This window comes from Flavimobilis rhizosphaerae, from assembly GCF_014852685.1.
In the GTDB taxonomy this organism is placed as follows: domain Bacteria; phylum Actinomycetota; class Actinomycetes; order Actinomycetales; family Cellulomonadaceae; genus Flavimobilis; species Flavimobilis rhizosphaerae.
Genome location: NZ_JACZDF010000001.1, coordinates 313,266 through 326,542 on the forward strand (window position 1 = coordinate 313,266; position 13,277 = coordinate 326,542).

General features: G+C 71.4%; 12 protein-coding genes. 6 read left to right on the forward strand and 6 right to left on the reverse strand.

The window, feature by feature from the left end; translation table 11 throughout:
- The first annotated feature begins 141 nt into the window (after positions 1–141).
- From groL to IGS67_RS01370, 3 genes are all read left to right on the forward strand, one after another.
- Positions 142–1,770, forward strand: a complete 1,629-nt coding sequence (gene groL / locus IGS67_RS01360; protein WP_192277084.1) for a chaperonin GroEL — start codon at positions 142–144, stop codon at positions 1,768–1,770.
- Positions 1,771–2,053: 283 nt separating this feature from the next.
- On the forward strand, positions 2,054–2,815 hold the full coding sequence (locus tag IGS67_RS01365) for a siderophore-interacting protein (RefSeq protein WP_192277085.1): 762 nt from the start codon (positions 2,054–2,056) through the stop codon (positions 2,813–2,815).
- Positions 2,816–2,951: 136 nt separating this feature from the next.
- The gene (locus IGS67_RS01370; protein ID WP_192277087.1) at positions 2,952–3,242 is read left to right on the forward strand and encodes a WXG100 family type VII secretion target; all 291 of its coding nucleotides are present in this window, start codon (positions 2,952–2,954) and stop codon (positions 3,240–3,242) included.
- A gap of 9 nt (positions 3,243–3,251) precedes the next feature.
- Here the strand turns inward: IGS67_RS01370 and IGS67_RS01375 are convergent, their stop codons facing one another.
- The 3 genes from IGS67_RS01375 to IGS67_RS01385 form a co-directional block, all read right to left on the reverse strand.
- Positions 3,252–4,076, reverse strand: a complete 825-nt coding sequence (locus tag IGS67_RS01375) for an HD domain-containing protein (RefSeq protein WP_235977475.1) — start codon at positions 4,074–4,076, stop codon at positions 3,252–3,254.
- A 104-nt stretch (positions 4,077–4,180) separates the two neighbouring features.
- Positions 4,181–5,788 (reverse strand): sensor histidine kinase, encoded by a 1,608-nt coding sequence (locus tag IGS67_RS01380; RefSeq protein WP_192277089.1) that lies wholly within the window; start codon positions 5,786–5,788, stop codon positions 4,181–4,183.
- The gene (locus IGS67_RS01385) at positions 5,785–6,507 is read right to left on the reverse strand and encodes a response regulator transcription factor (RefSeq protein WP_192277091.1); all 723 of its coding nucleotides are present in this window, start codon (positions 6,505–6,507) and stop codon (positions 5,785–5,787) included. Before IGS67_RS01385 ends, IGS67_RS01380 begins: the two co-directional genes overlap by 4 nt.
- 387 nt (positions 6,508–6,894) lie before the next feature.
- Here IGS67_RS01385 and IGS67_RS01390 point away from each other — a divergent pair, with 387 nt between their 5' ends.
- Positions 6,895–7,800 carry an endonuclease domain-containing protein gene (locus IGS67_RS01390; protein ID WP_192277093.1) on the forward strand — a complete coding sequence of 302 codons (906 nt, stop codon included), beginning with the start codon at positions 6,895–6,897 and terminating at the stop codon, positions 7,798–7,800.
- 109 nt (positions 7,801–7,909) lie between these two features.
- Here the strand turns inward: IGS67_RS01390 and IGS67_RS01395 are convergent, their stop codons facing one another.
- From IGS67_RS01395 to IGS67_RS01405, 3 genes are all read right to left on the reverse strand, one after another.
- Positions 7,910–8,482 carry an NYN domain-containing protein gene (locus IGS67_RS01395; RefSeq protein WP_192277096.1) on the reverse strand — a complete coding sequence of 191 codons (573 nt, stop codon included), beginning with the start codon at positions 8,480–8,482 and terminating at the stop codon, positions 7,910–7,912.
- A gap of 199 nt (positions 8,483–8,681) precedes the next feature.
- Positions 8,682–9,440, reverse strand: a complete 759-nt coding sequence (locus IGS67_RS01400) for a PspA/IM30 family protein (RefSeq protein WP_192277099.1) — start codon at positions 9,438–9,440, stop codon at positions 8,682–8,684.
- A gap of 126 nt (positions 9,441–9,566) precedes the next feature.
- Positions 9,567–11,660 (reverse strand): TPM domain-containing protein, encoded by a 2,094-nt coding sequence (locus IGS67_RS01405; RefSeq protein ID WP_192277102.1) that lies wholly within the window; start codon positions 11,658–11,660, stop codon positions 9,567–9,569.
- A gap of 342 nt (positions 11,661–12,002) precedes the next feature.
- Between IGS67_RS01405 and IGS67_RS14100 the strand changes: the two genes are divergently transcribed.
- Both IGS67_RS14100 and IGS67_RS01415 read left to right on the forward strand, forming a co-directional pair.
- Complete coding sequence (locus IGS67_RS14100) at positions 12,003–12,383, forward strand: cold-shock protein (protein ID WP_192277822.1); 381 nt, start codon at positions 12,003–12,005, stop codon at positions 12,381–12,383.
- Between the two features lie 16 nt (positions 12,384–12,399).
- Positions 12,400–13,275, forward strand: coding sequence for a DUF3027 domain-containing protein (locus IGS67_RS01415; protein ID WP_192277105.1), 876 nt, complete (start codon positions 12,400–12,402; stop codon positions 13,273–13,275).
- The last annotated feature ends 2 nt before the right edge of the window (positions 13,276–13,277 follow it).

Below are 13,277 nucleotides of genomic sequence, written 5' to 3' on the forward strand. Positions count from 1 at the left end.
CGTCGCGCGGGGGCGAGGGGACCACCCAGGGTCGCAAGGTGAGGTCCGGGACGTCGGCGTGACGTGAACGCCGACCGTCGCGGGCCGTCCGTCGCGGGCGCCGAGCGACCTCCCACGCCACAAGCGGAGGATCACATCCCCATGGCAAAGATCATCGCCTTCAACGAGGAGGCTCGTCGCGGTATGGAGCGCGGGCTCAACGCCCTCGCTGACACCGTCAAGGTCACCCTCGGCCCGAAGGGCCGCAACGTCGTCCTCGACAAGAAGTGGGGCGCCCCCACGATCACCAACGACGGCGTCTCGATCGCCAAGGAGATCGAGCTCGAGGAGCCGTTCGAGAAGATCGGCGCCGAGCTCGTCAAGGAGGTCGCCAAGAAGACGGACGACGTCGCCGGTGACGGCACGACGACCGCCACCGTCCTCGCCCAGGCGCTCGTCCGTGAGGGCCTGCGCAACGTCGCGGCCGGCTCCAACCCCATCGCCATCAAGCGCGGCATCGAGAAGGCCGTCGAGGCCGTCACCTCCGAGCTCGTCGCCTCCGCCAAGGAGATCGAGACGAAGGAGGAGATCGCCGCGACCGCCGCCATCTCCGCCGGCGACCCGGCGATCGGCGAGCTCATCGCCGAGGCCCTCGACAAGGTGGGCAAGGAGGGCGTCATCACGGTCGAGGAGTCGAACACGTTCGGCCTCGAGCTCGAGCTCACCGAGGGTATGCGCTTCGACAAGGGCTTCCTCGCCCGCTACTTCGAGACGGACCCGGAGCGCCAGGAGGCTGTTCTCGAGGACCCGTACGTCCTGCTCGTCGAGTCGAAGATCTCGAACGTCAAGGACCTCCTCCCGCTCCTCGACCAGGTGATGAAGCAGGGCCGCTCGCTCCTCATCATCGCCGAGGACGTCGAGGGCGAGGCCCTCGCGACGCTCGTGCTCAACAAGATCCGCGGCACGTTCAAGTCCGTCGCCGTCAAGGCCCCGGGCTTCGGCGACCGCCGCAAGGCGATCCTCCAGGACATCGCGATCCTCACGGGCGGCCAGGTCATCTCCGAGACCGTCGGCCTCAAGCTCGAGACCGCGACGCTCGACCTCCTCGGCACGGCCCGCAAGGTCGTCGTCACGAAGGACGAGACGACGATCGTCGAGGGTGCCGGCGACGCCGACCAGATCGCCGGTCGCGTCAACCAGATCCGCTCCGAGATCGAGAAGTCGGACTCCGACTACGACCGTGAGAAGCTCCAGGAGCGTCTCGCGAAGCTCGCCGGCGGCGTTGCCGTCATCAAGGCGGGCGCGGCCACCGAGGTCGAGCTCAAGGAGCGCAAGCACCGCATCGAGGACGCCGTCCGCAACGCGAAGGCTGCCGTCGAGGAGGGCATCGTCGCCGGTGGTGGCGTCGCGCTCATCCAGGCCGGTGCCAAGGCCACGGCCGCGCTCGAGGCGCTCGAGGGTGACGAGCTCACCGGTGCCCAGATCGTGCTCCGTGCGATCGACGCGCCGCTCAAGCAGATCGCCGTCAACGCGGGCCTCGAGGGTGGCGTCGTCGCCGAGCGCGTGCGCTCGCTGCCGTCGGGCCAGGGCCTTAACGCCGCGACCGGCGTCTACGAGGACCTCCTCGCCGCGGGCGTCAACGACCCGGTCAAGGTCACGCGCTCCGCGCTCCAGAACGCTGCGTCCATCGCTGCGCTCTTCCTCACGACCGAGGCCGTCGTCGCCGACAAGCCCGAGAAGGCCCCGGCCGTGCCGGGCGGCGGCGACGACATGGGCGGCATGGGCTTCTGACCCCCCGCCGTCTGAGTCGGCCCCTCGCGGGCCACGCAGGACACGCGAAGGCCGTCGGCCGGGCTCACGCCCGACCGGCGGCCTTCGCCGTTGCCGCCGCGCACGCTGTCGCGGCGTGCGCCGTTCCGCGCATGCCGCGACGGCGGCCGGGTATGGTGAGCCTTACCTCAGTATCAGTAGTGTGAGCGAGAGGCCCACGTTGACGACGAGAACGACGACGACCCCACCCACCAGCGCGCCGTCCGCGCCTGGGACACGGACGCGGCGCATGCACCCTCTGCGGGTGCGTACCCTTACTGTCGTCGGTGTCGAGCGTCTCGCCGCGCGCATGGTGCGCGTCCGCCTTCACGGCGATGACGTCGCCGACCTGCCGACGGCCTCGGCTACCGACCACGTCAAGCTGTTCGTCCCCGCCGAGCCCGGCACGGAGCCCGCGCTGCCCGTCGTCGTCGACGACCGCTGGGTCTCAGGACGCGACCTGCCCAGCCGCGACTACACGATCCGTGCGATCGACCGTGAGGCCCGGACGCTCGACATCGATCTCGTCGAGCACCCGCACGGTGTCGTCGGACGCTGGGCATCCTCGGTGCGGCTCGGCGACCGCGTCGGCGTCCTCGGGCCCCGCGGTTCCGTGCTCCCGCCCGAGGCAGCCTGGTACCTGCTGGCCGTCGACGAGACCGGGCTGCCCGCGGCCGCACGCTGGCTCCACGAGCTGACGCCGGGCGCCCGCGCGCTCGTCATCGTCGAGGTCCAGGACGCAGGAGACGTCCTGCCGCTGCCGACCGACGCGCACGCCGACGTCACATGGCTCTTCCGGGGCGAGCGCGCACCCGGCACGACGTCGCTCCTCGCGGACACCGTCCGCGATCTCGAGCTCCCGGACGGCGACGGCTACGTGTGGGTCGCCGGTGAGGCTGGCGCCGTGCGTCCCCTGCGGCGCTACCTGCGTGACGATCTCGGTCTCCCCCGGGACGCGGTCGACGTCGACGGCTACTGGCGTCGCGGCGTCGCAGGCCACGACCACCACGAGGACGATGACTCATGACGACCTGCCCACAGGTGGGGTGGGTCGCCACCCCGTCCACGGATGCGCCCGACTCCCGCGACACACCGCCTCGACGGCCCTAGCGTCCTCCACGTCCCCGGCGCACGGCCGGGGCACGACTCCAGGAGGTAGCGACATGTCGAGCTTCGAGGTCGACTCTGTCCAGGTGGCGCAGGCGTCCCAGAAGGTCCAGACGAGCAGGGCGACGATCAGCGGCGAGGCTGCCGCGATGGTCGTGCACCTGCGCGAGCTCAGCCAGGTGTGGAAGGGATCGAGCGCCGCAGGTTTCGCGAGCGTCCTCAGCGAGTGGGACCTCGCACGCCAGCAGCTCGAGGAAGCGCTCGACTCGATCGGACGCGCCCTCGCGAGCGCCTCGTCGATCTACGAGACCGCCGAGGCCGACGCCGGACGCATGTTCCAGCGCTGAGCGACCGGCTCAGTCCTCGTCGTCCTCGTTGTCGAACGGGTTCGCGGACGCGACCTCGGTCGCAGACGAGACGACGGGGACCGCCGCGGTGAGCGGAGGCCGCTCGGCGAACGGCTCGTCGAGCAGCGCAGGATCCTCGCCGAGCGCCGCCCACTCTTTGCGCAAGCGCACGAGTTCGCCCTGGACGTTCTGGCGCGCCGCATCCTCCCACGCCGTACCGAGCGGGCTCGAGAAGAGCGCCCGACGTTCGAGGAGCCGTGTGAGGATCGCGACGCGCGCGCGGACGAAGTCACGGGCCGGGATGTGCGCGTATTCCCTGCGGACGTCCGCGAGATACGCCTTGTACCGCTGCGGCTCCGCCGCAAGCATCCCGAGGTCAGCGTCGCACAGCACCGCGCAGTCGAAGTCCGCCGGGTCGGGAGCGTGACGCAGGAGCGCCGTCACGAGCTGGGCTACCCGGTGCGCCGCACGCTCTGGGACACCGAGCTCGAGAAGCTGCTCGTGGGCGAGCACCGCACTCGCCGTCTCGTTCTCGCCACCCCGTGCCTCGTACGCGGCCTTCGTCTCCGCGTCGAAGATCGCCCCGTGGTACCACGCGGCGAGACGCACGAGCGCAGGCTCGTGCGTCTCCTCAACGAGCTCGTCGACCCGGTTGAGGACGTCCGCAAGATGACGCAGGTCGTGGAAGCGCCGAGCCGGATCGCACCAGCGAGCGAGCAGCGCCTCGCCCACCTGCCTGATGCGCTCGGGCGACGCGGTCGCGCCCGCCTCTGCGCACGCACGGGACCAGGATGAGAACAACCACTGCGGGGCGTCCACGTAGGACACGCTCATGGGACAGCTTTCCTCGGGCGACAACTGACAAACTGCCACCCTACCCGCGTAGGGTCCGCCCGTGCAGCGCTCCCGGTCACGTCCTGGACACGGTCCGGGAACGTTCAGGTCGCGACGGGCAGTGACACCTCGAACGTCGCCCCGCCGCCGGGCGTCTCGACGACGACGACGTCCCCGCCGTGCGCGCGGACGAGCGACCTGACGATCGCCAGCCCGAGCCCCGAGCCGCCCGACGCCGAGTTGCGCGACGCATCGACCCGGTGGAATCGCTCGAACACGGCCTCCCGGTGCTCCTCGGGAACACCCGGACCGTGGTCACGCACCGCTGCGCGCACCGTCCGACCGTCGGATGTCAGAACGATCTCGACGGGAGAGCCCGCGGGCGTGTGCCGCGCGGCGTTCCCCACGAGGTTCGTGAACACCTGCCGCAGGCGCGCGTCGTCCGCGACGACCGGCAACGACGGGGCGTCGTCGTCGGCGACCTGCTCCGAGCCGTGAGCCGCTGCGACGAGCAGTGTCGTCGTGCGCGACGGGTCCATCGCGCGCAGGTCCGCGAGAGCGTCGGCCGCGACCTCCGAGAGGTCGACGCGCTGGAGCGTGAGTGGCCGCTGCTCGTCGAGCCGCGCGAGCGCGAGCAGGTCCTCGACGAGCGTGCCCATCTGCACCGCCGACGACTCGATGCGCCCCATCGTCTCCGACGTCTGCTCGGGCGTCGTCACCGCGCCCATCCGATAGAGCTCCGCATACCCGCGGATCGAGACGAGCGGCGTGCGCAGCTCGTGGCTCGCGTCTGAGACGAAGCGCCGCATGCGCGCCTCCGACGCCGCCTGTGCCTCGAAGGACTCCTGGATGCGAGCCAGCATGACGTTGAGGCTCTGCGCAACCGCCCCGACCTCCGTCGTCGTCGGCATGTCCGGGATGCGGCTCGACATGTCGCCGTCCGTGATGCGTCGCGCCGTCGCCTCGATCTGCCGCAGCGGACGCAACGACCTGCGCACCGCGAGATAGCCGAACGACGCCGCCGCCGCGACGAGCAGCGCCGAGACGAGCATGAGCACCTTCGCGAGCTCCGCCGTCGTCTGCGTCACCGGAGCGACCGGCAACGCCACGAGGACCGCGCCGATGAACCTGTCGCCGGAGCCCACGACCGGGCGCGCCACGGCACGCCACTGTGTCCGCAGCCCCGACGGCGACGGCTCACCCTGGAGCGTGAACGGCACCCCGTCGAGCTCGGCCGAGTCGAGCGCGAACATCGGGACGTCAGGCGTTCCCCATCGAGGGTCACGGTTGTCCGACGGCGTCACCTGCCGACCGTCGATCTGCAACGACAGCTGAAGGTCCGACTCGAGCGCCGTCCGGTTGATCGACCGCACGAGGTCGTCGAGGGGCATGCCCTCGCTCGAACGCAGGGCGACCGAGAGCTGCTCGTCGATCTGGTCGAGCATGTGCGAACGCAGCTGCGTCGTCGCGGCGACCGTCGAGATGACGAGCCCGATCGTCAGGACGACGACGACGAGGACGACCATGCGCGCGCTCAGCGTCACGCGGCTCGCGAGCGCGCGGAACGTCCCGGCGCCGCCGACGGGGCCGGTCGCCGGGATCTCGGTGGCGGGTGGGACGGGAGCGGGCGCGTCGGGCTCGGGAACGGGGAGCTCGGGAACGGCGGGGTCTGGAGCGTCGGGGGGCGGGGGTGGCGGCGGAACCAGGCTCATGCGCCCTGCGGCTCACGCAGCATGTAGCCGACACCGCGCTTCGTGTGGATGAGCGGGGTCGGCGGCGTCCCGTCGGGACCAGCGACGTCGATCTTCCGCCGCAGGTAGGAGATGTACGACTCGACGATATTCATGTCGCCCGTCCAGTCGTACTGCCAGACGTGGTCGAGGATCTGCGCCTTCGACAGGACCCGGTTCGGGTTGAGCATGAGGTAGCGCAGCAGCTTGAACTCGGTCGGGGAGAGCTCGACGAGCCGGCCCGCCCGGTGCACCTCGTGCGTGTCCTCGTTGAGCTCGAGGTCGGCGAGGCGGAGGACCGCCGAGTCGTCGAGAGCGTCGAGCGCATGCGTGCGCCGCAGGACCGCGCGGATGCGGGCGATGACCTCCTCGAGGCTGAACGGCTTCGTCACGTAGTCGTCGCCGCCGACGGTGAGACCCGTGATCTTGTCCTGCGTGTCGTCGCGCGCCGTGAGGAAGAGGACAGGCATGGTCTGACCCTTCTCGCGCAGGCGGCGGGTCACGGTGAAACCGTCCATGTCGGGGAGCATGACGTCGAGCAGCACGAGGTCCGGTGCGGCCTCGCGCGCGAGGCGCAGGGCGGTGCCGCCGTCGGGGGCAGAGCGCACCTCGAAGCCCGCGAACCTCAGGGAGGTCGCGAGGAGCTCACGGATGTTGGGCTCGTCGTCGACGACGAGGATGGATGCCTCGGGCTCGGTCATGCGTCCAGCATGCGCCCGAAGTCTGGGAGTGTCCTGAGGGCACGCTGACCATTCCCGACGATGCCGCTCCGCCCCGCCCCGCCCCGCCCCGCCCCGCCCCGCCCCGCCCCGCTGTCGAGGAATCCGCGCGGTTGGCTACTGGGACTAGCCACGCGTGCGGATTCTCGGCTGGGTGGGCGTTGGGCTCGCGTCGCCACGGTGAGGAATCCGCGCGGTTGGCTACTGGGAGTCGCCACGAGTGCGGAATCTCCGCGGGGGGGGGGTGAGGCAGGGCGTCAGGGGGATGGGGCGTGCGCGGATGTCCACAGGACGGGGGAATGGCCGGCGCGTCCACAGGAATGCGCGATCGCCAGTGAGCTGGCTGTGCAGGTGCGGGAGTGTCGGCGCATGCGAAAGCTCCCTCGTGGTTATCGGCCCTCCGGCGCGCATCGGTTGACCGGCGTCTTCACCGTCGCCATGGCGTACGCCGACGGCGTCACACGCGCGCAGGCGCGGCACCGACTCGCATCCGGGGAGTGGCGGGCCGGCGTGGGCGATGGGATCCGGCTCGACTCCGATGCCCCGCACCGGCTCGCGCCGCTCGTCGCGGCGATGCTCACGTGGACCGACGGGGTCCTCCTCCGTGAGAGCGCCGCGATCGCGCACGGCCTGGCGATCGACGTCCCCGTCCTTCCCGTGCACGTCTGGGTGCCCGCCAACCGTCGTCCACGTGCAGGGATGGTGCCACACCGGTACGACCTCGACCCCGATGACGTCGTCGCGCTTCCCTACGGACGTGCGACGTCACGTGTGCGTACGGTCCACGACGTCCACGCGCACCTGCCCGCGCGCCAGGTCGACGAGCTCATCGCGTTGAGCATCATCCGGGGCGACGTCACGAGCGCGTCGCTCGAGGAGCACCGGCGGGCGCGCCCGGGCTGCTGGGGCAACGGGCAGCTCGCGCGACTGTCCGACGAGACGCGGGACGGAGCGCTCAGCCATCCTGAGCGTGTCGTCGTCTCGCTGCTACGCCGTGCGAACATCCGCGGCTGGACCCTCAACACGCCGGTGCACGACGAGCGTGGGCTCATCGGTGTCGTCGACGTGCTGTTTGAGGAGTGCCGTCTCGCGATCGAGATCAACGGGTACGCGTACCACTCGGTCGCGGGCTTCGAACGCGACCACGAGAAGATCAACCGTCTCGCGCTCCAGGGATACACGCACCTGGCGTTCACGGCGCGCGCGGTGCAGGACCGGCCAGAGCGCGTCATCGAGCAGATCCACGAGGCGCTGGCGCTCCGCCGCAGTGAGTAGCGCCGGCACCCCTCCGCAGCGAGGAATCCGCGCGGATGGTTGCTGGGAGCAGCCATCCGCGCGGATTCCTCGGAGAGAGGGGCGGTGGGGCCGTGGGCGGGCGCCAGCGTCAGATGAAGTAGAGCGGGTCGAACTCTTCGATCGGGATGATGCGGACGCGCGGCAGCGGGGCATTGAATGCTGCGACGTCGTACTCGAGGTCGAAGAACTCCACGCCGCGCTCGCCGAGCTCGGCCATGCGCGCGTTGACGAACTCCCGGAAGCACAGGACGCCGATGCGGCGGCCGGGCGTGATGAGCGCCTCGATCTGCGGGATGAAGTCGCCGTCGTGGCTCGCGAGGAGGATGTCGGCGTCGCGGGGGATGAGCGCCTCGAGGGTGCGCTGGATACCCATGTCGACGACCTTGAGGCCCGGGCCGCCCGAGAGAGGGATGGGCGTGTAGCCCATCGCGAGCAGCGCCTGGACGAACGGCATCGGCATGGAGCCCGAGGTCGCGTTGAGGAAGAACAGCGGGTGGACCGGCTGGCCCCACGCCTGCTCCGCGTGCTCGGTGATGCGGTCCCAGCGCGGACGCTCGTCGGGGCTCGGCCGGTGCCCAAGGACGTTGACGCCGAGGGTGGCGTCGATGTTCTCGCCGTCGACGAGGAGGTAGGTCTTGCGAGGGGCTGCGCCGGGGGTCATGCCCCCAGCGTAGCGGCGCCCCGGCTAGCCCCGTCGCGCGCCAAGAATCCGGGCAGGTGGCTACTGGGACTAGCCATCAGCGCGGATTCCTGGGAATGGGTGGGGCGAGCCGGGGCGGGTGGGGGCAAGAATCCGGGCAGATGGCTACTGGGGGTAGCCACCTGCCCGGATTCCTGGGACGCGGGGGGGGCGGGGGCCGTCAGGCTTCCGGGGCCTCGATCTGTGCGGCCTGCGTGCCGCCGAGCGCGCGGTTCTTGAGGGCGGCGAGGCGCGCCTCGACCTCGATCTGGCCGGCGTCGAGCTCGAGCTCCGCGAACTGGGAGTCGAGCGACGAGGCTGCGACCTCGGCCTGGCCGAGCGCGAGGGCCTCCTCGCGGCGGACCTTCTCCTCGAAGCGCGAGAGCTCCGAGGTGGGGTCGAGAACGTTGATCGACGAGATCGCGCCCTGGACCGCGGACTGTGCCTGCGCCGACTTCGAGCGGGCGACGAGCTGGTCGCGGCGGTTCTTGAGGTCGCCGAGCTTGTCCTTCATCTGGGCGAGGCCCGACTTGAGCTTCTCGACGACGTCGCGCTGCGAGGCGATCATCGGCTCGGCGGCCTTCGCCTCACCCTCGGCTGCGATCTGCTTGGAGATGGCGACCTTCGCGAGGTTGTCGAACTTGTCGGCCTCGGCGGTGTTGCCCTGGGTGCGGAGCTGATCGGCGCGCGTCGACGCGGCGATGGCCTTGGCGCCCCAGTCCTGCGCGGCGTTGAGGTCCTCCTGGTAGTCCTGCTCGGCGAGACGCAGGTTACCGATCGTCTGGGCGACAGCCTGCTCGGCCTCCGCGATGTTGTTCGTGTAGTCGCGGATGAGCTGGTCGATCATCTTCTGCGGGTCCTCGGCGCGGTCGAGCAGCGCGTTGATGTTGGCCTTGGCCAGCTGGGCCACGCGCCCAAAGATCGTCTGCTTCTCAGCCATGGTGTCGCCTCTCTCGAAGGTGTGTCGTGCTCTGGTCGTGCTCACCGGCCTGGGCCGGTCGGTCTGTGGTGTCCGTCGCGCCGAGCGTCGACGGTCGCGTGCGAGGACGGGTACGAGGCGTGGACGTCAGAAGGAACCGCCGCCGCCCCCGCCGCCGAAGCCCCCGCCCCCGAAGCCGCCCCCGCCCCCGAAGCCGCCGCCGCCGAAGCCGCCGCCGCCGCCGCCGCCGCCGAATCCACCCCCGCCTCCCCCGCCGCCGCGCAGCAGGGAGTCGAGGATGATGCCGCCGAGGATCATGCCGCCGACGTTGTTGCCTCCGCCGCCGAAGCCGCCTCCTCCGCCGAACCCGCTGCCCCGGTCGACGTCGGACTGGGCGATGTCACGTGCGGAGCGGGCGAGGTCGAGTGCGCGCTGAGCGGCGGCGAGCGCGCGCTGCGGGTCCTTCTGCTGAAGCTCGTGGGCTTCCTGCATGTGACGGATGGCCTCGGCGAGGCGGGTGCGGGCGGTGGGTCCGACGGTGCCGCGGCGAGTGTTGATGAAGTCGTCGGTGCCGCGGATCATCGCGTCGGCCTGGCCCATCGTCTGGCCGAGCATCGCGGTCGCGCGTCGGATCTGCTCGTCGGCAGCGCGCAGCGGGGCGAGGACCTCGTCGATCGCGGCCTCGGCGGCGGTGAGCTCGCGGAGCGCAGCGAGCGGATCGCCGCCGGCCTGGGCGTCGCGACCCGCGGTGATCGCGGCCTGTGCGCGTGCGACGTAGGGGGTGACGGCCGGGTTCGAGGGTGCGAGCCGCTGCGCGTCGGTGACGTCGGAGCTGATCGAGGCGATCGCGCTCACGAGGCGGGGCGCGGCGGCGTCGAGCTCGGCGCCCGCGCCGTCGACGGCGTCGAGGAGCGTCGCGGCCTGGCCGACGGCGAGCTGGGCGGCGCGCGTGCGGACGACGGCTGTCGGGCGGTCGTCCTTGTCGACGTCGGCCCGGGCCTCGCGGACGGACTCGGTCGCGCCGTCAAGCAGTTGGAGCGCCTGGTCGGGGTTGTCGATGATCGAGGCGAGGGCGCGCGCCGGGTAGCGGCGTGAGAGCTCGGCGAGGGCGACGCGCGACGTCTGGACGCGCGCGCGGACCTCGGCGGTGCGCTGCTCGAGCTCGGCGAGGTGCTCGGGGAGGCGCGACTGCATGTTGCGCAGCTCCTGGAACGCGGCCTCCTCGGCGCGGAGGGTGGCCGACGCCTTCTCGCACAGGGCGAGGATGTCGGTGAGCATCTGGCCCTTGACGTGGTCCGGCTCGGGGATCTCGTCGTCGAGGAGCTGCTGGATGTGGAAGGCCTTCTGCACGTCTGCGCGGGCAGCGTCGACAGCGGCGGTGAACTGGTCGGTCGCCTGGAGGCCGAACTGGGCCTTGGCGAAGGCGAGCTCCTCGTCGGAGGACTTCACGGCGTCGTCGGCGGCGACGAGCGCGGCGCCGGCACGCTTGCGGAGCTCCTCGAGCGAGAGCTGCGGGGCGACGTTCGCGCCGCCGATCGCCTTGCGCTTGCGCGAGCGGACGACGGTGACGATGACGACGACGGCGATGCCCGCGAGGAGGAGAAAGACGATGGCGCCGGGTCCTGAGGTGGCGGATGCCGTGCCGGCGCTGTCGGCCGATCCCTCGTCGTAGGAGCCGTCGGCCACGGCCGTGAGGGTCGTGATCGTCGAGGCGACGGCAGCGGGGTAGTCGAAGTCGTCGCGGAGGGCGTCGCGGGAGTCGGCGATGATCTGATTGACGGCGTCCTGCGGAAGCGAGCCTTCCTCGGCGCCGAGGCCGACGAAGCGGTCCTCCTCGGCGACGGCGAAGACGAACTGTGTGCTGCCGAAGCCGGAGAGCTGTCCTGAGCTCTCGGCCCAGTCCTGGCCCTGCGCGCCGTCGAAGGTGCGGGTGACGACGAGGTAGAGCTCGAAGTTCGTGGCGTCGGCGAAGGCCTTGAGCTGGCTCTCGATCTCGCTCACCTGGGACGACGTGAGGAGGCCGTCGGGGTTGGTGACGGGCTGCGTGAGTCGCTGCGGCGCACGGCCCGGCAGTGCGCCCTGCGCGACGTCCCGCACGGCGCTCTGCGCGATCCCGAGCGCGGGGACGCCCGGTCCGGCCGCGAGCGCGTGGGCGGGTGCGGTGGTGAGCCCGAGCAGGCCACCCACGACGAGGGCGCCCGCGAGTGCGCGGCGGAACGGGACGGTGCGTGCAGGTGTCACCCCACGATCATCACGGACCCGTGCGTGTCGGCGCAAAGGATGGGCAAAGAAGTTGTCACGCCGTGAGCGAAACCTCGGGATCGCCGAGGCCGCCGCGCAGCGCGCCGACGAGGGTCGTCACGGGGCGGAGGAGCTCGTCCCAGAGGTGCAGGAACGTCGCGCCGCCGTCGCCGCACGGATTGACGACGTCGTCATCCTCAGATGTCGTGGCGCCGAGGAGCCGACGATCCGTGACCGCGTCACGTGCGCGTTCCCGCCGCGGCCCGCGTTCCGGCTATCCTCGAAGGCGGACGACACGTCGCGCGGTCTCGCGCGTACTCCTACTTCTCATCTGAGGTGCTTGTGCCCAGCGGCAAGGTCAAGTGGTTCGACGCAGAGCGCGGCTTCGGTTTCATCGCGTCCGAGGACGGTTCGGAGGTCTTCCTCCACGCCTCGGCGCTGCCTGAGGGAGCCGTCGTCAAGCCGGGCGCGAAGGTCGACTTCTCGGTCGCCGACGGTCGTCGTGGGCCGCAGGCGCTCCAGGTGACGCTCACGGACCCGCTGCCGTCGGTCGTGAAGGCTGCGCGCAAGCCCGCCGAGGACATGGCGATCATCGTCGAGGACCTCATCAAGGTGCTCGACCGCGTCGGCAACGACCTGCGTCGTGGCCGCTACCCGGAGAAGGCGCAGGGCACGAAAGTCGCGAGCCTGCTGCGTGCCGTCGCCGAGAACCTTGAGGCCTGAGGTGGCTGCTGCGACGATGACCCGCCCTGCACGCCGCAAGGCCGACCCGGTGCTCGACGCCGCGATCGAGATCGCGCGCGCGTCCGCGGAGGACGTCGCCGAGGTCGCGGCCCACGTCGGGGAGCACCTCGGGACGTTCACGGTCGAGGACCGTCTGGTCGAGCACAGGTTCGCGGCGACGATGCCGGGCTACCAGGGCTGGGCGTGGACGGTGACGCTCGCGCGTGTGCCGCGCGGTCGCACGGCGACGGTGTGCGAGGTCGAGCTGCTTCCCGGTGACGGGGCGATCCTCGCGCCCGAGTGGCTGCCGTGGTCGGAGCGGATCCGTCCGGGCGACGTCGGCCCGGGCGACATCCTGCCGTTCGTCGCGGACGACCCGCGTCTTGCGCCCGGCTGGGAGCCGAGCGGCGACGACGAGCTCGACGCGGTCGCGATCGGCGAGCTCGCGCTCGCGCGTGCGCGCATCCTCTCGGAGGACGGCGTCGCCGAGGCCGCGCAGCGGTGGTACGACGGGGCTGCGGGCCCGCGCAGCGCGAGCGCGCAGGCCGCGACCGACCCGTGCCTCTCGTGCGGGTACCTCGTGCCGCTCCAGGGCACGCTCGGTCAGGTCTTCGGCGTGTGCACCAACCCGTGGTCGCCCGACGACGGTCGTGTCGTGGCGTTCGACCACGGCTGCGGTGCGCACTCGGAGACCGACGTGCCGGAGCGTCCGTCGGACTGGCCGGCGCCGAACCCGCTCATCGACGAGGCTCGGATCGACGTCGTGACGCTCGAGCGTCCGACGCCAGCAGGGGGTGGCGTTGAGGAGACCCCTGTCGCGGAGCTGACCGTCGACGTCGCCGACGGTGCCGAGGTCGAGGTCGAGGGCGACCCGGCTGCTGCTGACGCCTGACG

Bases quoted from the DNA above. Each gene is read 5' to 3' on its own strand.
- IGS67_RS01390 (WP_192277093.1), top strand. From the start codon at position 6,895: ATGCGAAAGCTCCCTCGTGGTTATCGGCCCTCCGGCGCGCATCGGTTG.
- IGS67_RS01380 (WP_192277089.1), bottom strand. From the start codon at position 5,788: ATGAGCCTGGTTCCGCCGCCACCCCCGCCCCCCGACGCTCCAGACCCC.
- groL (WP_192277084.1), top strand. From the start codon at position 142: ATGGCAAAGATCATCGCCTTCAACGAGGAGGCTCGTCGCGGTATGGAG.
- IGS67_RS01385 (WP_192277091.1), bottom strand. From the start codon at position 6,507: ATGACCGAGCCCGAGGCATCCATCCTCGTCGTCGACGACGAGCCCAAC.
- IGS67_RS01400 (WP_192277099.1), bottom strand. From the start codon at position 9,440: ATGGCTGAGAAGCAGACGATCTTTGGGCGCGTGGCCCAGCTGGCCAAG.
- IGS67_RS01395 (WP_192277096.1), bottom strand. From the start codon at position 8,482: ATGACCCCCGGCGCAGCCCCTCGCAAGACCTACCTCCTCGTCGACGGC.
- IGS67_RS01415 (WP_192277105.1), top strand. From the start codon at position 12,400: ATGACCCGCCCTGCACGCCGCAAGGCCGACCCGGTGCTCGACGCCGCG.
- IGS67_RS01370 (WP_192277087.1), top strand. From the start codon at position 2,952: ATGTCGAGCTTCGAGGTCGACTCTGTCCAGGTGGCGCAGGCGTCCCAG.
- IGS67_RS01375 (WP_235977475.1), bottom strand. From the start codon at position 4,076: ATGAGCGTGTCCTACGTGGACGCCCCGCAGTGGTTGTTCTCATCCTGG.